Here is a 17,063-nt window from a genome sequence, read left to right on the forward strand (position 1 = left end):
ATCATCCGACCACCACAACCCCCAACCCAAGAGCGCACCGGCCGGAACGGTTAGAGTGATCGCGTGTCGAACAGGCAAAACGGTGGACGCCGGCACGACATCCTCGGCGCGACGATCGAACACATCCGCACCAGGGGAATCGCTGCCACGCGGCCCGCGGACATCGCCGCGTCCCTCGGTATCAGCACGGCATTGGTCTTCTACCACTTCGGCACCATCGAGAACCTGATCACCGAGGCGTTCTCCGCCGCCGCCGAGCACGACCTCGGCCGCCTGGAGGAACTCCGCACCGCGGGCAGCGCCCTGGTCCGGCTCTCCGCGGTGCTGCGCTTCTACGCCCCCACCGGCGACGCCGCGGGCTGGGTGCTCTGGATCGAGGGCTGGGCCGCCGCCCTGCACGATGACAACCTGCGCAAGGTCGCCCAGAACCTGGACCTGCGCTGGCGCGCCGTGGTGGAGGAACTCATCCGCGAGGGCGTGGCCGACGGCGAGTTCGTCTGCCCCGACCCGCGCGGCGCGGCCTGGCGGATGACCTCCCTGCTCGACGGCCTGGCCGTGCAGCTGGTGGCCCGCCAGGGCACCGTCCAGCCAGAGGACCTCACCGGGTGGATGCACGAGGCGGTGGCCAGGGAACTGGGCATCAGCGCGGACAAACTCAGCGCGCTGGTCTGATCGGTCTGTTACGGTCCACCGCATGCAGCGCGCCAACGTCACCACGACGCCGGAGATCGTCCCGGCGCGCTGACAGCTTGACTTGACGCGAAGCCCCGGGGCGGGTGCCCCGGGGCTTCGCCGTGTGGTCACCCGCTCGCCTGCCAGCGAGGAGACCACGATGCCCGATCACCGCAAGCTCGGCCGCGAGCTGGACCTGTTCGACTCCGACCCGCTCATCGGCGCCGGCCTGCCCTACTGGCTGCCCGACGGCGCGATCATCCGCCACCGGCTGGAGGAGTACGTCCGCGCCGCCGAGACCCGCGCCGGCTACCAGCACGTCTACTCCCCGGTGCTGGCCAAACGCGAGCTGTACGAACGTTCCGGGCATTGGGCGCACTACCGCGAGGACATGTTTCCGCCGATGGACCTCGGCGGCGAGCAGGTCGTGTTGCGGCCCAGCCTGTGCCCGCACCACGCGCTGATCTACCGCTCCCGCGCGCACAGCTACCGCGAACTGCCGCTGCGGATGGCCGAACTCGGCGGCATGTACCGGGCCGAACTCTCCGGCGTGCTCGGCGGCCTGACCAGGGTGCGCGCCATCCAGCTCAACGACGCGCACATCTTCTGCACCCTCGACCAGGTCGCCGCCGAAGCCGCCGGCGCCCTCGACCTGATCCGGAAAGCCTATGCGGCACTGGACATCCAGGACGCCCGCTACCGCCTCTCCCTGCCCGGCCCCGGCGGCAAATACGTGGCCGCCCCCGAGCTGTGGCAGCGCGCCAGCGCCCTGCTGCGCGAGGTCCTAGACTCCGCCGGGATCGACTACGCGGAGGCCGAGGGCGAGGCTGCCTTCTACGGCCCCAAAATCGACGTCCAGATCGTCGACAGCGCCGGCCGCGAGTCCACCCTGTCCACCGTCCAGGTCGACTTCTACCAGCCGGAGCAGTTCGACCTGCACTACATCGGCGCCGACGGCGGCAGGCACCGCCCGGTGATGGTGCACCGCAGCGTGATCGGCAGCGTCGAACGCGCGGTGGCGCACCTGATCGAACGCCACGGCGGCGCGTTCCCGGCCTGGCTGGCCCCCCGCCAGGTGGCCATCCTGCCCATCTCAGAGGCGGAGGAACCCGCCGCGCACGACCTGCTGAGCCACTGCCGGGAGGCGGGCCTGCGCGCCGAGGTGATCAGCGCGGGGGAGGGGTCGCTCGGCGCCCGGATCCGCAATGCCCGCTTGGTCCCGTATCAGGCGATCCTGGGCGCCCGGGAGGTCGCCGAACACCGGGTCGCGCTGCGCCTGCGTGACGGCCGTCGCCTGGACGCCATGCCGGTGGAAGAGTGTTTGCGCAGGGTAGGGGCGGTTGTCGAGGCTCACAGCCCACGGCTCTGGGATAATGACTGATACCTGGATATACCTGTCCAGTTCCCGTCAGAACCGGCGGGCGGCGGTCGACACCGGCCAGCGATGATCGATACTATGCTGACTGTCTGGTTAGTCAGCCAGGTGTCGTTGTGGTGAGGAGTGGTCCATGGTCGAGGTCGTCCAGCAGCCGGTCGCCCCGGCCGAGGAGCAGACCGGTCCGCGTCCGCCACTGCTCGAACTGACCTGGACCGACCCGATCACCGGCAAACGCGGTTTCCTGGTCATCGACCGCCTGGTCCGCGGCGTGTGCAGTGGCGGCCTGCGCATGCGCGAGGGCTGCACCCTGGCAGAGGTCCGAGGGCTGGCCCGCGGCATGACCGCCAAAGAGGCCCTCAACTATGACCCCGCCGCCCGGTACCTGCCCTTGGGCGGGGCCAAGGGCGGCATCGACTGCAGTCCCTACGACCCGGAGTCCAGGGCCGTCCTGCGCCGCTATCTGCAGGCGGTCCGCCCGTACCTGGAACGGTCCTGGACCACCGGGGAAGACCTGGGCCTGCGCCAGGACACCCTGGACGAGGTCGTCGCCGAAGTCGGCCTGCGCAGCTCCATCCAAGCCGTCTTCCCACTCCTGGACGACGAACCCGCCGCCATCCAACGTCTCGCCGACGCCTTCGCGGTCAAGGTCGACGGCATCTCCCTGGACGAGCTGGTCGGCGGCGCGGGCGTGGCCCAAGCCGCCCTCACCGCCATGGCGGAACTGAACCTGCCCCAGGACGGCGCCCGCGTGGTCATCCAGGGCTTCGGCTCCATGGGCGGCGCCACGGCCAGGTTCCTCGCCGAAGCGGGCCTGCGCGTGGTCGGCATCGCCGATGTGCACGGCACCATCGCCAACCCCGAAGGCCTGGACGTAGAACGCCTCCTGCTCACCCGAGACCCCTTCGGCGCCATCGACCGCACCCAACTCCGCCCCACCGACCAGGAACTCCCCAGAGAAGCCTGGCTCACCCTGGACACCGAAGTCCTGGTCCCCGCCGCGGTCTCCTACTGCGTCAACACCGCCAACCACTCCCGGGTGGCCGCCAGGCTGATCGTCGAAGCCGCCAACATGCCGGTCACCCCCGAGGCGGAAGCGCCCCTGGCCGCCAGGGGAGTGGTGGTCATCCCCGACTTCGTGGCCAACTCCGCCACCAACTCCTGGTGGTGGTGGACCCTCTTCGGCGACATCAACCCCAACGCCCCCGAGTCCTTCACCAAGGTCCGCACCCAGATGCGCCACCTGGTAACCCAGATCCTGACCCGCTCCCGCACCACCGGCGAACTCCCAAGAACCGCCGCCACCGCGATGACCACCGAAAACCTCACCGCCATCGAGGCCCGCTTCGGCTGACCACAACACGATCGCCGATGCCCTCGCCACCGGCCCAGCGTGGAACTGTCCTCAACCGCCGGGCGTCCGCGCTCCGGCGACGGTACGACGAGCATCGCGCCACGCGATCAACGCCGTCCGCCACCGTGGCGAGGCCATCGCACCTCCACGGCGCCGGTCCCGCAACTGATCGATCAGCCAGCCCGGTGCGGCAGCCTGCTCGACCGCGTCGCTTTTCGTGAGCAGGGTCCCGGTGCGCAACGCGTGCCGGGCCCGGGCCATCGACGTGAGCCCCAGGTCGGCGATAACGGGGTTCAGCCACAACCACGGCCGCCGAGCGGCCCACGCCCAGTACCCGGTCAACTCGGCCCGGGCCGCCTCCCGGACATCGTCACCACTCACCGCGGGCAACACCGCCTGTGGCGCCCGCCCGAGCACGGCATACCCGTGCAGCACCAGCTCGGCCCTGGTGACACCGGAGAGGATCCGCTGGACCAGCAACCCGTGGGTCCAGGTCGGATGCTGCACCCCGACCTCGGCGAGCGCGGCGGAGTCCACGTAGACACACCCGAGGTCGAGCCCGGCGCCCGCTCCCGCGTCGAGGTCCCGGTGCACCGCCACCAGCGCGGCCTGTCGAGACGCGTCGACCGGACCATCGACCAGCGCGACCAGGTCAAGATCGCTGACCCCCGGGATGTAGTCGCCGGTGGCCAGTGACCCCGCGACGAACACGTCGGTGACCCACTCGAACCCGGCCAGTCGTCCAGCGAACTCGGTGACTATCGGCGCCATGCGGCTACTTCTCCGCATCACGGATGATCCACAAGGACAGCAGGATCATGCCGATGATCGCGCCGATCCAGCCCGCCACGAAGACCACAAGCTCGGTCTCAGTCCACTCAGTCCCAGTCCACATCGCCTGTCCCCCTTCACCGAATGGTGCCCCACTTCCACCGTACCGGCGTACCGGGCTGAGCTGTCCGGCCTTCCCGCCCGCAAGAAAAAAAGCTCATCGCCTCTGATAATTTCAGTGACAATCGAAACTAATCCGTCTCCACCCGCAAAACCCAACACAGCCAAGAAGGACACAGGCATCGCCGAAGCTGGTGGACCTAGCTCTGCCGGAGGCGGCGCAGTGCGAGGTAGCCGCCGATGGCGGGGATGAAGGCGAGCAGGCGGGTCCGGGGCGGGGTGTTCTCCCGGAGCAGGCAGGCGGCGATGACCACCAGGTAGGCCGTGCCGTGCAGCGGGCCGGTCAGGGCGCTGACCGGGCGCCAGTGCACGGTGACCAGGTTGAGCAGCAGGACGGCGACGGTGATCATCTCGGCCAGGGCGGCGTAGCGCAGCAAGCGCATCTCAGGCTCCGGTGGTCGAGCCGGGGCGGACGATCATCAGGACCACGACCACCGCCCACAGCAGGTTGAACACGCCGGTGCCCATCCGCAGCCGGTTCAGCAGCCCGCGCCACGGCTGCTCGCCCTCAGCCTGGGGCAGGGCGTTGACCACTGTGTTCTGCGCGGGCACGACCACCAGTGCCAGCACCGCCGCGGCCAGTGCGGTCAGGATGATCGAGACGATCAGCCACACATCGCCGAGCACCTTCAGCTGCACCGCGGTGGCCAGGCCGAAGACCGGCACCACGATCCCGGCGACCAGGTAGCCCCGGGTGATGCGCCGCAGCAGCAACGTCACCGGCACCGCGCCGGCCTCCGCGCGCAGGGCCGCGCCCGCGTAGCGGGGGAACAGGCTGGCGGCGACGGTGACCGGGCCGATGAGCACGATGGCGGCCAGCACGTGCACGCTGAGCAGGAACTTCGTCATCGGCTCAGCCCGCCGTCGCTGCGTTGGCCCGCCATACCACGCCACGGCGTTCGTGCTCGAACAAGGTTTCCACGGCCACAGCCGTTGGTGCGCCATGGAATCGCTCGACCAGGTGCAGCGCGAGGTCCAGACCGGAGGTGACGCCACCGGCGGTGACCAGGTCGCCGTCGTCGACCACCCGGGCGGGGACGGCCGTGGCGCCGAAGTCGGCGAGGCGGGCCATGGCGCTGCGGTGGGTCACCGCGGGGCGATGGGTGAGCAGGCCGGCCGCGCCGAGCAGCAGGGAGCCGCCGCAGACGGCGGCGAGCACGGTGTCCGCGCGGGCGGCGAAGGTGTGCAAAGCCTGGTGCAGTTCGGGGGTGAGGGCGGCGGTGAGTCGCTGGGCGATCTCGGCGGCGTCCTCGGCCATGGAGCCCGCGGTCCCGGGCACGATCAGGATGTCGGCGCGGCCGGGGTCCAGGGCCGCTTGGGCGTGCAGGGTGACGCCGGTTCCGCTGAGCACCGGCCGGGCCGCGCCAACGGTGGCCAGTTCGGCGGTGAGTGGGCCCGGGGTGTACTGGCTCGCGGCCGCGAACACCTCGTGCGGGCCGATCGCGTCGAGTGGGTCGACGCCGTCGAACAGGACGATCTGGACGAGCATGGTGATCCTTTCCTCTTGGGGTCGATGACCACCTTGGCCGGAGCGGGGCCGGGAGAGGAGTGGCTGGAAAGCCAATAAACACCGAGTTTCAGCCACTTCACTGAGCTGCGGTGATGGGTAGGGTGTGGCCTTATGCGGGTGGTGGCCATTGTGGCGTTGAACGATGTGGTGCCCTCGGATCTGGCCATTCCGTGCGAGGTGTTCGAGCGGACCCGGCTGCCCGACGGGCATCCCGCCTACCAGGTGCGGGTGTGCTCGGCCGGTGGTGTGGTGGACGCCGGGCTGTTCGAGTTGCGCACCCGCTGGGACCTGAGCGGGCTGGCCGGTGCGGACACCGTGATAGTTCCCGGGGTCCGCGATGTCACCGTTCCGGCTGATCCCGCGGTGCTGGCCGCGCTGCGCACGGCCGCGGCCGCCGGGGTCCGCATCGCCTCGGTGTGTTCGGGGGCGTTCGTGCTGGCCGAGGCCGGTTTGCTGGACGGGGCGCGGGCCACCACGCACTGGCTGGGCGCGGCCGCGCTGGCGGCCCGTTATCCCTCGATCGAGGTCGATCCGGATGTGCTTTTTGTGGACAACGGGCAGATCCTGACCTCCGCCGGTGCGGCCGCGGGCATGGACCTGTGCCTGCACATGGTGCGCAAGGACCACGGTGCCGCGGTGGCTGCCGACATCGCCAGGGTCTCGGTGATGCCCCTGGAACGCGCGGGCGGACAGGCCCAGTTCATCGCGCACTCCGACCCGGCGCCCGACGGCGGTTCACTGCAACCGCTGCTGGTGTGGCTGGCGGAGAACCTGGAACGGCGGCTGAGCCTGGTCGAGCTGGCCCGGCAGGCGCGGTTGAGCACCCGGACGCTGAGCCGCCGCTTCCGCGAGCAGACCGGCACCACCCCATTGCAGTGGATCATGCGGGAGCGGTTGCGGCGGGCCCAGCACCTCCTGGAAACCACCGGGCACTCGGTGGACCGGATCGCCGCGCAGGTCGGTTTTGGCTCACCGACGGCGTTCCGGGACCGGTTCCGGCTGCTGGTCGGGGTGTCCCCGGCTAGCTATCGGCGGTCGTTCCGGTCGCCGGAGTGAGAAGCTTGCGCTCCGCCGGGGTCAGTGGCACCTCGGGCAGGTAAGTGCCGCGCGGGCCGCGCAGGATCTGCCAGATCATCCGCGGGCTGAACAGCCGCAACGGCGAGGCGAGCAGGGTGAGCACACGCAGGTTGGTGCGCAGGATGCCGGGGCGGCCGGGGATGGCGGCCACCATCCGGTCGGCGTAGCGGTAGTGCAGCCGGGCCAGCTTGCCCGGCGGACGGCCGGTGGTCGTGGTGTGCGGCAGCCGCAGGTCCTGGGCGGTGGCCAGCCGCCAGGCCGGTTCGGTGACCCTGGCGATGGTGCGCTGGGCGCGGCGGGCCGAACCGGGCAGCAGCGGATGGTGACGCTGCCACCGCTGGCGCAGCGCGCGGGCGGCCAGCGCGGCGGTGGCCATGCCGTGACCGTAGATCGGGTTGAAGGTGGCGTAGGCGTCGCCGAGCACCAGCAGCCCATCCGGCCAGAACCGGGCGCGTTCGTAGAAGTGGCGGTGGTTGGCGGTGTTGGCGAAGCCGTGCGGCGGGGTCAGCGGGGTGGCCGCGGCGACCAGGTCGGCCAGCACCGGATCGGGCAGTCCACGCAGGAACGGCTGGTACTCCGCCTCGGTGGTGGGCGGCGGATCGTGTTTCGGGCCGACCACGGTGACGATCCAGCGGTCGTGCTCGATGGGCGAGAGCATCCCGGCCACCGCGGGGCGGCCGGAGTGCGGGTCGGATTGCACGACCAGCATCGGGAATCCGGCCGGGGTGCCGGGCGGGGCCTGGTAGACGCGGGTGGAATAGCGGATGCCGGAGTCGATGTGCTCGCGGTGCACGGTCGGCATCTTGAACTCGGCCAGCCACTCGTGGGTGTGCGAGGAGCGGCCGGTGGCGTCGATGACCAGGTCGGCGGTGAGGCGGCGGGTGTCGGTGGCGCCGCGGTCGCGCAGCCGGACGCCGCTGACCCGGCGGCGGTCACCGAGCAGACCGACCACCGTGGCCGGTGCGGCCACGGTGATGCGCGGGTGGGCGAGCACGCGGCGGCGGACCACCCAGTCGGTGAGCGAGCGGCTGGCGCTGATCACCCCGGCCTCCGGGGACAGGCGTTCGCGCCAGCCCTTGGGGTTGCGCATGAGGATGGTGGTGGGGTGGTCGAGTCGCTGCGCGCCGAGCCCGGTCAGCTCCTCGACGATCCCGGGCAGCAGGTCCTCCAGCGCGGCGTAGCCGCCTTCGACGAAGACGTGCGTGTGCCGGGCCTGCGGGGTGCCCTTGCGGTGGTCGGGGCCCTCGGGCAGTTCGTCGCGGTCGATGATGGTGACCGCGTCGACATGCTCGGCGAGCACGTGCGCGGCGAGCATCCCGGCGAGACCGCCGCCGAGGACGACGGCGTGTTGAGTGGGCACTCGCCCATCCTGCCACCAGCGGTGGACGCGACGATCACGGTCGGTGCGGACCCGGCTGCGTGCGGGTCATCGGTGCGGTGGCTGGAACTCGCCGACCGAAGCCGGGTCACAGGTTGTCGGGGTCGGGCACCCGGAAGCTGTGCGCGGGGAAGCCCGCGGTGGACAGGATGTGCACCGGGGCATAGGTGTCGCCGATCCAGACCGGGCGGATGGCCAGGCCGGTGATCTCGCCGGTGATCTCCGGCAGCAGCCGCGCTCCGCTGCACCGGGCGGACAGCGGTCGCCGGTGATGCCGGGGGTTCTGCACCAGGTCGAAGCAGGCCAGGGTGTTCACGCCCTCGGGGCCGCCGGCGACCAGGAGCAGGCGGCGGTTGGGGGTGAAGACGCCGCCGCGGATATCGGTCAGCGGCAGGGGACTGGGGCCCAGGTCGATGTCCCAGTAGGGCAGGTGGCTCAGGGTGGTGGGGTCGTAGGCGCGCAGGGTGCGCGGGTGGTGGGTGGCGCTGGTGTAGAGCAGGCCGAGTTGGTTGCCGCACCAGGTGAACAGGCCCTCCTCGGGCAGTTCCTTCGCGGGCAGCCAGCTCTGATCGGTGCCGTCGGGGCGTAGCCGCCAGATGCCCGCGGGGCCGGTGACGGGGACGTCGAGGTGGCCGCGGTGGGAGACCGGGGCGCCGAAGCCGCCCGCGGTGGCCAGCACGGGCGGGGCGGGGTGGAGCAGGCCAAGGTGCTCGCCGTCGTGGGCGTGCGCGCCCAGGGCCGGGCCGCCGGCGGTGCTGGTGGGCAGGTACCAGCAGACGTGCTCGCAGCACACGGAGCCGGTGCGGACCTCGGTCCAGTCGGACACATCGGGGGGCGCCAAGCCGGGCGGCTGGGTTTCTGTGCTGTACTCGGCCATGACGGTCCTTCCGCGCCGGCGCTGACATGGGGAGGCGCCCGCCACCCCCAAGCGCGGGCGACTCCACCACATCAAGCTTCTGTCATCGGTGTGCGCCCGTGCGTCGTGGAAACTACGGACATCGGGCGCGGGGTCGGCGGTTTTACAGCTCGATCGGCTCCGGCACGGCCAGTCCGTGTGCGCCGCCGTGCGCGGTGAGCACGTGCAGCGGCGTGTACTCCCCGCCGTGCCACCACGGCCGCAGCACCAGCCCGGTGGCCCGGCCCGGCACCTCGGGCAGCAGGCGGGCGCCGGTGCACACCCCGACCGGGCGCGGTTGGCCGGGGACGTGCAGCAGGTCGAAGCAGAACACCGCGTTCGGGTCGGCGGCGATGAGCAGGACGCGGGAGTTCGGGGTGAAGACGCCGCCGCGGATCCCGGTCAGCGGCAGCGGGGCCGGGCCCAGCGGGATGTCCAGCCCGGGTTCCGGGATCAGTGACTCCGGGTGGTGGGCGCGCAGCCACCGTGGGGTGGCCGGATCGACGGTGTAGTGAAATCCGTCGTGGGTGCCGAGCACTCCCGGTTCGGGCAGTTCTTCGGGCAGACCGGGGTGGCCGGTCGGCGCCCAGGTCGCCACCTGCGGGACGGGGCGCAGCGTGCCGAGGTCGTGGCCGATGAATGTGCTGGTCATGGCGGATCCCTCCCGGACTGGTGGCACCGGTGAATGCTCGTCCCAGTCGGGGGGTGGCCGCGTCGGTGTAACTACGTACATCCGGCGATCGGGTGAACTTTCACCACACGTCGCCCACTCGCCAGTCGCAGATCAGCTCGCTCGTGCGATCCAGTGGCGGACCCACGGGCAGGACGTGGATGGCGTCGTCCTCCTCCGGGGTGCGCACGATCCCGGCCGGGGTCAGCGCGGCGGTCGGTCCCAGCCAGGGTAGCCAGCCGCGGCCGCGGTAGAGGCGCTGGGCGTCCTCGGCGGCGCCGAGCGCGCCGAGTTCGTAGCCGTCGCGGATGATCCGTTCCAGGGGCGCCATCAGCCGGCCGCCGTGGCCCTGGCGCTGGTGGCCGGGGTGCACCGCGACGCCTTCGACGTAGCCGGTGCGCAGCACCCGGTCGGCGTGCAGGAGCTGGCGTTGCACCACCGCGGCGTGCCCGATCAGCGTGCCCTCGGCGTAGAGCAGCGCGTGCATGCCGCCCAGGCTGTGCGACCAGTCCTCCTCGGTGAATCCGCCGTCGAAGGTCAGCTCCAGCAACGCCCGCAGCGCGCGCCGGGTGCCGGCGTCCAGGTCGGCGGTGTGGGTCACCCGCAGCTCAGTCATCGGCGAGATCCCTGGCGATCCGGCGCAGCCCCGCGGAGAGTTCGGCGGCGCTGGGCACGGCCTCGGGGTCGATCAACCACTGGGCCAGGATGCCACTGAGCAGCGCCTGGTGGACCGCGCCGACCTGCCGGGCGTCCCCGCTGCCCGCGCCGACCTGCTGCAGCAACTCGGCCAGGCCGAGCCGGGCGTGCTCCATGCCCTGGGCCAGGCTGGCGCGCACCTGGGGCAGTTCGTCGATGAGCGGGAAGATCTCGAAGGTGGCCACCCACATCCGCCGGTGCGTGTGGAAGCTGGCCAGCACCCGCTCCCAGTAGGTCTCGAAGCGTTGCCGCGCCGTGGCTTCCGGGTCCAGTTCGGCGGCCAGATTGGCCTCCAGCTCATCGCCCCAGTCCTGGATCGTGAGGTAGAGGGCCTGGTTCATCAGCTCCTGGGTGGAGCCGAAGTGGTAGCCGATCGCGGCCAGGCTCACCCCGGAGGCGCGCGCGATGTCCCGGGCGGTGGTGCGGGCATAACCCTTGTCGTACAGGCACTGCTTGGCCCCCACCAGCAGTGATTCCCGGTTATTGGTCATGGTGGGCATCCTCGCACATGTCCCAGACGAACGTCTCAGACAGATGTACTAGACATCAGTGCTAGACGTTTGTATGGTTCTGGCCATGACCAAGACCGTGCTCATCTCCGGCGCCAGCATCGCCGGTCCCGCCCTCGCCTACTGGCTGCGCCGCCACGGCTTCCGCCCCACCGTCGTGGAGCGCGCCCCAGCCCCGCGCGAAGGCGGCTACAAGATCGACGTCCGCGGCGCGGCGATCACCGTCTGCGAGCGGATGGGCATCCGCGCGGCCATCGAGTCGGTGGACACCAAGGTCCGCGGCGTCACCTTCGTCACCGAGAAGAACAAGCCGATCGCCACCATGGAGGCCGACTTCATGTACGGCCGCGGCACCGGCGACGCCGAACTCTGGCGCGGCGACCTCAGCCGCATCCTGGTGGCAGCCTGCGGGGACGAGGTCGAGTTCGTCTACGGCGACTCCGCCACCACCTTCACCGAGACCGGCCAGGGCGTCGAGGTCACCTTCGAGCACGGCGCGCCGCGCACCTTCGACCTGGTCGTGGGCGCCGACGGCCTGCACTCCAGCACCCGCGCGCTGGCCTTCGGCCCGGAATCGGACTACCTGCGCCACCTCGGCCGCTACATCTCGATCTTCACCACCCGGCACCACATGGACCTGGACCGCTGGGAGCTGTTCCACAACGGCGTCGGCGGCACCGCCTGCATCTACCGCACCGGCGTCAGCGAGCCTGCCAAGGGCCTGCTCATGTTCGGCGCCGGGGACCTCCAGGTGGGCCGGGACGTCGAGGCCCAGCAGCGGGCCCTGCGCACCGCCTTCGCCGGGATCGGCTGGCAGGCGCCCAACCTGCTGGCCGAGATGGCGACCGCGCCGGACTTCTACTTCGACGCCGTCGCCCAGATCCACCTGCCGCGCTGGAGCACCGGCCGGACCGTGCTGCTCGGCGACGCGGCCTACTGCGCCTCACCGGCCTCCGGCCAGAGCACCAGCCTCGCCCTCGTCGGCGCCTACGTGCTGGCGGGGGAGCTGGCCAGGCAGGCCGACCACCCGAGCGCCTTCGCCGCCTACGAGCGGATCATGCGGCCCTACGTCGAGGTCAACCAGCAGCTCGGCGTGGACGGCGCCAAGGGCATGATCACCGACACCGCCTGGCAGCGCCGCCTGCGCGGACTCTCCTTCCGGCTGCTCAAGCTCACCCCGTCGGGCGCCCGCAACCGGATCGCGGCCAAGATGCACGAGCAGATCCAGCGCGCCGCGCACGCCGTCGACCTGCCCGACTACCCGGTCACCGCGCCCGCAGGGTCCCGCTGACTCAGCCCCAGTCCGGCTCGGTCGCCCCGCCCGCGATGGCGGTGACGATCTTGAAGCACTTCATCGCCTCGGTCATGTCCGGCGCGTCGAAACCCACCCGCAGCACGCCGATCTGATCCACGGTGGGGATCACCGCCGCGGCCATCGCCAGGTGCGCCGCGTCGAACTCCACCTCGATCCGGTGCGGCCCCGGCGCGAGGGCCCGGCGCCCGGCCAGGTTCATCGACCGCCGCGCCCCAGTGGTGATCAGCTCCCAGGACAGGGTGGGCGGCAGGCAGATCGCGGCATAGCGGCTCACGCACTCCTTGACCGCGACAAGTTCGGCCGCCGGCACGTACTCGGCGGCGTCCGCGCAGCACCGGTCGTCCCCGGTGATCATGAGCACCGGGACGCCGTGCTCGGCGGCCAGGGCCGCGTTGAGCCTGCCCTCGCTGGCCAGCACCCCGTCCAGCCACACCCCGGTGATGGAGTTTTCCAGGTAGGTGTGCGCCAGCACGCCCTGCTGACCGGCCGCGGCGTGGTAGCCCAGGAACACCACCCCGTCCACCCCGGAGTCGATGCCCTGCATCATCGACAGCGGTTTGTGCCGCCCGGTGAGCAGCCGCGCCCGCACATCCAATTCCTCGATCAGCAGATTCCGCTGCGAGGAGTGGGCCTCATTGACCAGGATGTCGGTGGCACCACCGGCGGCCAGGCCGGCGACGCAGGCGTTGACATCACCGGTGAACACCGGCCGGAACCGCTCCCAGCCGGGAGTGCCGGGCTTGACGTCGGCGCCCCAGGTCACCCCGGTGACGCCCTCCATATCGGCCGAGATCAGAATGCGCACGGTTGATCACGTTACGACCTGGTCAGTACTTCGCGGTACTCGTTGACTTGTTATGTGGCGAGATGGTTATTTCTTGGCACCAGCCTGGAAGGGGAAGTCGATGACCTCGGCACGCAGGGTGCGCGGACTGCTCGGCGCGATGCTCGCCGGTGCGGTGATGGCCGCGCCCGCCATGCTCGCGGGAGCGCCAGCCGCCACCGCGCAGCAACCCGCGAGCAGTGTTCTGCGGGTGGGGCTGTTGCAGGGCATCGACTCGCTCAACCCGTTCCTGGCCAGCCTGCAGTCCTCCACGGAGATCGGCAGGCTGATGTATGACTTCCTCACCTCCTACAAGGTCGAGGACAACAGCCCCGGCGAAGGTCTGGCCAAGGAATGGACCACCGCGCCGGACAAGCTGACCTGGACCTTCACCCTCCGGGACAACGCGAAGTGGTCCGACGACGCGCCGATCACGGCCAAGGACGTCGCCTACACCTACAACCTGATGCTGCGCGACCCGGTCGCGGCCACCGCCAACGGCAACTTCGTCGCCAACTTCGAGTCGGTGACCGCCTCCGCCGACGGCAAGCAGGTGGTGATCAGGACCAAGACGCCGCAGGCCACCATGCTCGCCCTGGACGTGCCGATCGTGCCCGAGCACGTGTGGTCCAAGGTGAACAACCTCAAGGACTTCACCAACGAGACCCAGCCGGTGGTCTCCAGCGGGCCGTTCACCCTGCTGGAACACAAGCCCGAGCAGCACGTCAAGCTCAAGGCCAACAAGAACTACTGGCGCGGCGCACCCAAGATCGACGAGCTGCACTTCCTCTACTTCAAGAACAGCGACGCCGCCGTGCAGGCCCTGCGCAAGGGCGAGGTGGACCTGGTCAACCGGCTCACCGCGGCCCAGTACCAGTCACTGCAGGGCGACAGCACGGTCACGCTGAACAAGGCCAACGGCCGCCGCTTCTCCGAACTGGTGCTCAACCCCGGCGCGGCCACCAAGGCGGGCGCGCCCATCGGTGACGGGCACCCCGCGCTCAAGGACCTCCGGGTCCGCCAGGCCATCGCCAAGGCCATCGACCCCAAGGCCCTGGTCGACCGGGTGCTACAGGGCTTCGGCCAGGTCGGCGGCGGATTCCTGCCCCCGGTCTTCCCCGACTTCCACCTCACCCCCGAGGCCGCCGGCGCCAAGTTCGACCCGGGCGCGGCCAACGCCGCCCTGGACGCCGCAGGCTATGCCAAGGGCGCCAACAACATCCGCGTCGGCCCCGACGGCAAGCCGCTGAACTTCCGGCTCTACGCCCGCAACGACCGGCCCAACGACATCACCGGCGCGGAGTTCATCAAGAGCTGGCTGGCCGACATCGGCGTCGGCGTGGAGCTGCAGACCATCTCCAGCAACCAGATGAACGAGCGCACCACCGGCGGCCAGTACGACATCGCCTTCTCCGGCTGGGGCACCAACCCCGACCCGGACTTCATCCTCGGCCTGCACACCTGCGACCAGCGGCCCGGCCCGGACGGCAAGGGCGCCACCACCGACGCCTACCTGTGTGACAAGACCTACGACGAGCTGTACAAGGCCCAGCTCAGCGAGTTCGACCGGGCCAAGCGCGGCGAACTGGTCAAGCGGATGCAGAAGGTCGCCGTCGACCAGGCCGCCAGCATCGTCCTGTACTACGAGAACGCCCTGGAGGCCTACCGCAGCGACAAGTTCGCCGCCTTCGCCCTGCAGCCCAGCACCGGCGGGGTCATCCGGGAACAGAACGGCATGTGGGGCTACTACAGCGCCACCCCGGCAGGCGCCGCCGGAGACAGCGGATCCGGGAGCAACACCGGGCTGATCATCGGCATCGTGGTCGGCGTGCTCGTGCTCGGCGGTGGCGCCGTGCTGCTGGTGACCCGCCGCCGCAAGGCCGGCGCCGACGACCGGGAGTGAGCGCGTGAGCGACCTGCTCGCCCCGGCCGAGCAGCTGGACCCAGCCGCCCAGAAAACCAGGAAGTCCACCGGCACCGCGCGCTATCTGCTCGGCAAACTCGGTGGCGCGCTGCTCAGCGTGTTCTTCGTGGCGGTGCTCGGGTTCCTGCTGTTCCGGGTCATCCCCGGCGACCCCGTGCAGACCATGACCCGCGGCCGCCCGGTCGGGGCCGAGCAGATCGCCCAGCTGCGCGCCGAATTCGGCCTGGACCGTCCACTGTGGATGCAGTTCCTGGACTACCTCGGCGGGCTGTTCCAAGGCGAGCTGGGCACCTCCTACACCTACCGCCGCCCGGTGGGGGAGCTGATCCTGGAACGCCTGGGGCCCACCGTGTTGCTGGTGGGCACCGGCACGCTGATCGCGGTGGTCATCGGGCTGAGCCTGGGCATCCGCAGCGCCTGGCGGCACGGCAGCCGCTTCGACCAGTTCTCCACCGGGATCTCGCTGACCCTGTGGTCGGTGCCCACATTCTGGCTCGGCCTGATCCTGATGATGGCCACCGGCAACGCCTTCCCCTCCCGGGGCATGCTCGATCCGTCCACTCCGGACGAGTTCTTCCCGCAGGTGCTCGACATCGCCCACCACATGGTGCTGCCCTGCCTGACCTTCGTCGCGGTGGTCTTCGCCCAGTACCAGCTGGTGATGCGCTCGGCGCTGCTGGAGGAGATGGGCGCGGACTACCTCAACACCGCGCGCGCCAAGGGATTGACCGACGACGCGGTCCGCCGCCGGCACGCCGTGCCCAATGCCATGCTGCCCACGGTGACCCTGGTGTTCCTGCGGCTGGGCCTGGTGGTGCAGGGCGCGGTGACCGTGGAGACCGTGTTCTCCTGGCCCGGCCTGGGCCTGCTGCTCTACGACGGGCTCAGCGTGCCCGATCTGCCGCTGCTGCAAGGGGTGTTCACCGTGCTCGCCGGAACCGTGGTGGCCATGAACGTGGCCGCCGACCTGCTCTACCGGGTGCTCGACCCCAGGGTGCGTGCCTCGTGAGCGCCCCGGAGACCGCGCGTGCCCTGGCCTGGGCCCGCCGCCGCGAGGCCGCGGGCCGCGTCTGGCGGCAGTTCCGCACCGACCGCGGCGGCCTGGTCGGCCTGCTCGGGCTGATCCTGTTCGCGCTGCTGGCCGTGGCCGCGCCACTGTTCACCGACCCGGCCGATCTCGACGTCACCAAGACCACCGGCCGGCCGTTGCAGGGGCCGGGCGCGGACTACCTGCTCGGCACCGACGAGACCGGCCGGTCGGTGCTGCTGCTGGTGCTCGGCGGGGCCCGGATCTCGCTGACCGTCGGCCTGGCCGCGGCGGTGCTGACCATGCTCATCGGCACCCTGGTCGGCCTGCTCGCCGGGCACTTCGGCGGCTGGGTGTCGGCGGTGCTGATGCGCTTCACCGACTTCTTCCTGGTGCTGCCCTCGCTGGTGCTGGCCATCGCGCTGAGCAGCGTGCTCGACCGCGGCCTGGTCACCATCGTCTTCGCCATCGGCCTGACCTCCTGGCCCAGCGCCGCCCGCCTGGTCCGCGCGCAGACCCTGGCGGTGGAAGCCCGGCCCTACATCGAACGCGCCCGCGCCCTCGGCGGCGGCCACACCCACCTGATCACCAAACACGTGCTGCCCTCCACCCTGCCGCTGGTCTTCGCCGACACCACGCTGCAGGTGGCCAGCGCGATCGTGGCCGAGTCCACCCTGTCCTTCCTCGGCCTGGGCGATCCGACCCAGGTCACCTGGGGATCGATGCTGCGCAACGCGCTCAACAGCGGCGCGGTCTCCGCAGGGGCGTGGTGGTACGTGATCCCGCCCGGTATCGGCATCGTGCTGGTCGTGCTGGCCTTCACCCTGTGCGGGCGGGCCCTGGAAACCGTGCTCAACCCACGGCTGCGGACCTCGGGGGGACGCTGA

The 17,063-nt window shown here is 70.8% G+C and carries 18 protein-coding genes; 8 read left to right on the forward strand and 10 right to left on the reverse strand.

The window, feature by feature from the left end; translation table 11 throughout:
• The first annotated feature begins 63 nt into the window (after positions 1-63).
• The 3 genes from ACTOWY_RS18890 to ACTOWY_RS18900 all read left to right on the forward strand — a co-directional run bounded on the left by ACTOWY_RS18890 (position 64) and on the right by ACTOWY_RS18900 (position 3,401).
• Entirely contained in the window at positions 64-672 is a 609-nt protein-coding gene (locus ACTOWY_RS18890; RefSeq protein WP_247757122.1) for a TetR/AcrR family transcriptional regulator, read from the forward strand.
• Positions 673-796: 124 nt separating this feature from the next.
• Positions 797-2,053: a threonine--tRNA ligase gene (gene thrS, locus ACTOWY_RS18895; protein WP_441310957.1), complete on the forward strand. Its 1,257-nt coding sequence runs from the start codon at positions 797-799 to the stop codon at positions 2,051-2,053.
• A gap of 127 nt (positions 2,054-2,180) precedes the next feature.
• A complete protein-coding gene (locus ACTOWY_RS18900; protein WP_441310958.1) occupies positions 2,181-3,401 on the forward strand; it encodes a Glu/Leu/Phe/Val dehydrogenase dimerization domain-containing protein in 1,221 nt (406 codons plus the stop codon).
• A 51-nt stretch (positions 3,402-3,452) separates the two neighbouring features.
• Here ACTOWY_RS18900 and ACTOWY_RS18905 read toward each other — a convergent pair whose 3' ends face one another.
• From ACTOWY_RS18905 to ACTOWY_RS18920, 4 genes are all read right to left on the reverse strand, one after another.
• Positions 3,453-4,172, reverse strand: a complete 720-nt coding sequence (locus tag ACTOWY_RS18905; protein ID WP_441310959.1) for a nucleotidyltransferase domain-containing protein — start codon at positions 4,170-4,172, stop codon at positions 3,453-3,455.
• Positions 4,173-4,492: 320 nt separating this feature from the next.
• On the reverse strand, positions 4,493-4,735 hold the full coding sequence (locus tag ACTOWY_RS18910; protein ID WP_441310960.1) for a hypothetical protein: 243 nt from the start codon (positions 4,733-4,735) through the stop codon (positions 4,493-4,495).
• Between the two features lies 1 nt (position 4,736).
• Entirely contained in the window at positions 4,737-5,201 is a 465-nt protein-coding gene (locus ACTOWY_RS18915; protein WP_441310961.1) for a hypothetical protein, read from the reverse strand.
• Between the two features lie 4 nt (positions 5,202-5,205).
• Positions 5,206-5,841 (reverse strand): DJ-1/PfpI family protein, encoded by a 636-nt coding sequence (locus tag ACTOWY_RS18920; RefSeq protein ID WP_441310962.1) that lies wholly within the window; start codon positions 5,839-5,841, stop codon positions 5,206-5,208.
• A gap of 132 nt (positions 5,842-5,973) precedes the next feature.
• Between ACTOWY_RS18920 and ACTOWY_RS18925 the strand changes: the two genes are divergently transcribed.
• Positions 5,974-6,918 carry a GlxA family transcriptional regulator gene (locus ACTOWY_RS18925; protein WP_441310963.1) on the forward strand — a complete coding sequence of 315 codons (945 nt, stop codon included), beginning with the start codon at positions 5,974-5,976 and terminating at the stop codon, positions 6,916-6,918.
• Here the strand turns inward: ACTOWY_RS18925 and ACTOWY_RS18930 are convergent.
• The 5 genes from ACTOWY_RS18930 to ACTOWY_RS18950 form a co-directional block, all read right to left on the reverse strand.
• Positions 6,884-8,299, reverse strand: a complete 1,416-nt coding sequence (locus ACTOWY_RS18930) for an NAD(P)/FAD-dependent oxidoreductase (RefSeq protein WP_441310964.1) — start codon at positions 8,297-8,299, stop codon at positions 6,884-6,886. The genes ACTOWY_RS18925 and ACTOWY_RS18930 overlap by 35 nt on opposite strands.
• Before the next feature lie 106 nt (positions 8,300-8,405).
• Positions 8,406-9,194 (reverse strand): hypothetical protein, encoded by a 789-nt coding sequence (locus ACTOWY_RS18935; RefSeq protein WP_441310965.1) that lies wholly within the window; start codon positions 9,192-9,194, stop codon positions 8,406-8,408.
• Between the two features lie 142 nt (positions 9,195-9,336).
• Complete coding sequence (locus ACTOWY_RS18940; protein ID WP_441310966.1) at positions 9,337-9,864, reverse strand: hypothetical protein; 528 nt, start codon at positions 9,862-9,864, stop codon at positions 9,337-9,339.
• A 100-nt stretch (positions 9,865-9,964) separates the two neighbouring features.
• Complete coding sequence (locus ACTOWY_RS18945) at positions 9,965-10,498, reverse strand: GNAT family N-acetyltransferase (protein WP_441310967.1); 534 nt, start codon at positions 10,496-10,498, stop codon at positions 9,965-9,967.
• Positions 10,491-11,069, reverse strand: coding sequence for a TetR/AcrR family transcriptional regulator (locus ACTOWY_RS18950; RefSeq protein ID WP_441310968.1), 579 nt, complete (start codon positions 11,067-11,069; stop codon positions 10,491-10,493). The genes ACTOWY_RS18945 and ACTOWY_RS18950 overlap by 8 nt, the downstream gene beginning before the upstream one ends.
• Positions 11,070-11,154: 85 nt before the next feature.
• Between ACTOWY_RS18950 and ACTOWY_RS18955 the strand changes: the two genes are divergently transcribed.
• Positions 11,155-12,378: an FAD-dependent monooxygenase gene (locus ACTOWY_RS18955; RefSeq protein ID WP_441310969.1), complete on the forward strand. Its 1,224-nt coding sequence runs from the start codon at positions 11,155-11,157 to the stop codon at positions 12,376-12,378.
• A 1-nt stretch (position 12,379) separates the two neighbouring features.
• On the opposite strand, the gene ACTOWY_RS18960 is transcribed toward ACTOWY_RS18955, so the two are convergent.
• Positions 12,380-13,207, reverse strand: a complete 828-nt coding sequence (locus ACTOWY_RS18960) for a M55 family metallopeptidase (protein ID WP_441310970.1) — start codon at positions 13,205-13,207, stop codon at positions 12,380-12,382.
• A 100-nt stretch (positions 13,208-13,307) separates the two neighbouring features.
• Between ACTOWY_RS18960 and ACTOWY_RS18965 the strand changes: the two genes are divergently transcribed.
• From ACTOWY_RS18965 to ACTOWY_RS18975, 3 genes are read left to right on the forward strand one after another with little or no spacing between them, the layout of a single operon-like run.
• Positions 13,308-15,128 (forward strand): ABC transporter substrate-binding protein, encoded by a 1,821-nt coding sequence (locus tag ACTOWY_RS18965; protein ID WP_441310971.1) that lies wholly within the window; start codon positions 13,308-13,310, stop codon positions 15,126-15,128.
• Between the two features lie 34 nt (positions 15,129-15,162).
• Complete coding sequence (locus ACTOWY_RS18970) at positions 15,163-16,158, forward strand: ABC transporter permease (RefSeq protein ID WP_374205739.1); 996 nt, start codon at positions 15,163-15,165, stop codon at positions 16,156-16,158.
• Entirely contained in the window at positions 16,155-17,063 is a 909-nt protein-coding gene (locus tag ACTOWY_RS18975) for an ABC transporter permease (protein WP_441310972.1), read from the forward strand. The genes ACTOWY_RS18970 and ACTOWY_RS18975 overlap by 4 nt, the downstream gene beginning before the upstream one ends.

Source organism: Crossiella sp. CA198, assembly GCF_052078295.1.
GTDB lineage: Bacteria > Actinomycetota > Actinomycetes > Mycobacteriales > Pseudonocardiaceae > Crossiella.

Coding starts and splice junctions, on each gene's coding strand:
- ACTOWY_RS18945 (WP_441310967.1), bottom strand. CDS start 10,498: ATGACTGAGCTGCGGGTGACCCACACCGCCGACCTGGACGCCGGCACC.
- ACTOWY_RS18910 (WP_441310960.1), bottom strand. CDS start 4,735: ATGCGCTTGCTGCGCTACGCCGCCCTGGCCGAGATGATCACCGTCGCC.
- ACTOWY_RS18955 (WP_441310969.1), top strand. CDS start 11,155: ATGACCAAGACCGTGCTCATCTCCGGCGCCAGCATCGCCGGTCCCGCC.
- ACTOWY_RS18915 (WP_441310961.1), bottom strand. CDS start 5,201: ATGACGAAGTTCCTGCTCAGCGTGCACGTGCTGGCCGCCATCGTGCTC.
- ACTOWY_RS18965 (WP_441310971.1), top strand. CDS start 13,308: ATGACCTCGGCACGCAGGGTGCGCGGACTGCTCGGCGCGATGCTCGCC.
- ACTOWY_RS18950 (WP_441310968.1), bottom strand. CDS start 11,069: ATGACCAATAACCGGGAATCACTGCTGGTGGGGGCCAAGCAGTGCCTG.
- ACTOWY_RS18905 (WP_441310959.1), bottom strand. CDS start 4,172: ATGGCGCCGATAGTCACCGAGTTCGCTGGACGACTGGCCGGGTTCGAG.
- ACTOWY_RS18940 (WP_441310966.1), bottom strand. CDS start 9,864: ATGACCAGCACATTCATCGGCCACGACCTCGGCACGCTGCGCCCCGTC.
- ACTOWY_RS18920 (WP_441310962.1), bottom strand. CDS start 5,841: ATGCTCGTCCAGATCGTCCTGTTCGACGGCGTCGACCCACTCGACGCG.
- ACTOWY_RS18925 (WP_441310963.1), top strand. CDS start 5,974: ATGCGGGTGGTGGCCATTGTGGCGTTGAACGATGTGGTGCCCTCGGAT.
- ACTOWY_RS18935 (WP_441310965.1), bottom strand. CDS start 9,194: ATGGCCGAGTACAGCACAGAAACCCAGCCGCCCGGCTTGGCGCCCCCC.
- ACTOWY_RS18900 (WP_441310958.1), top strand. CDS start 2,181: ATGGTCGAGGTCGTCCAGCAGCCGGTCGCCCCGGCCGAGGAGCAGACC.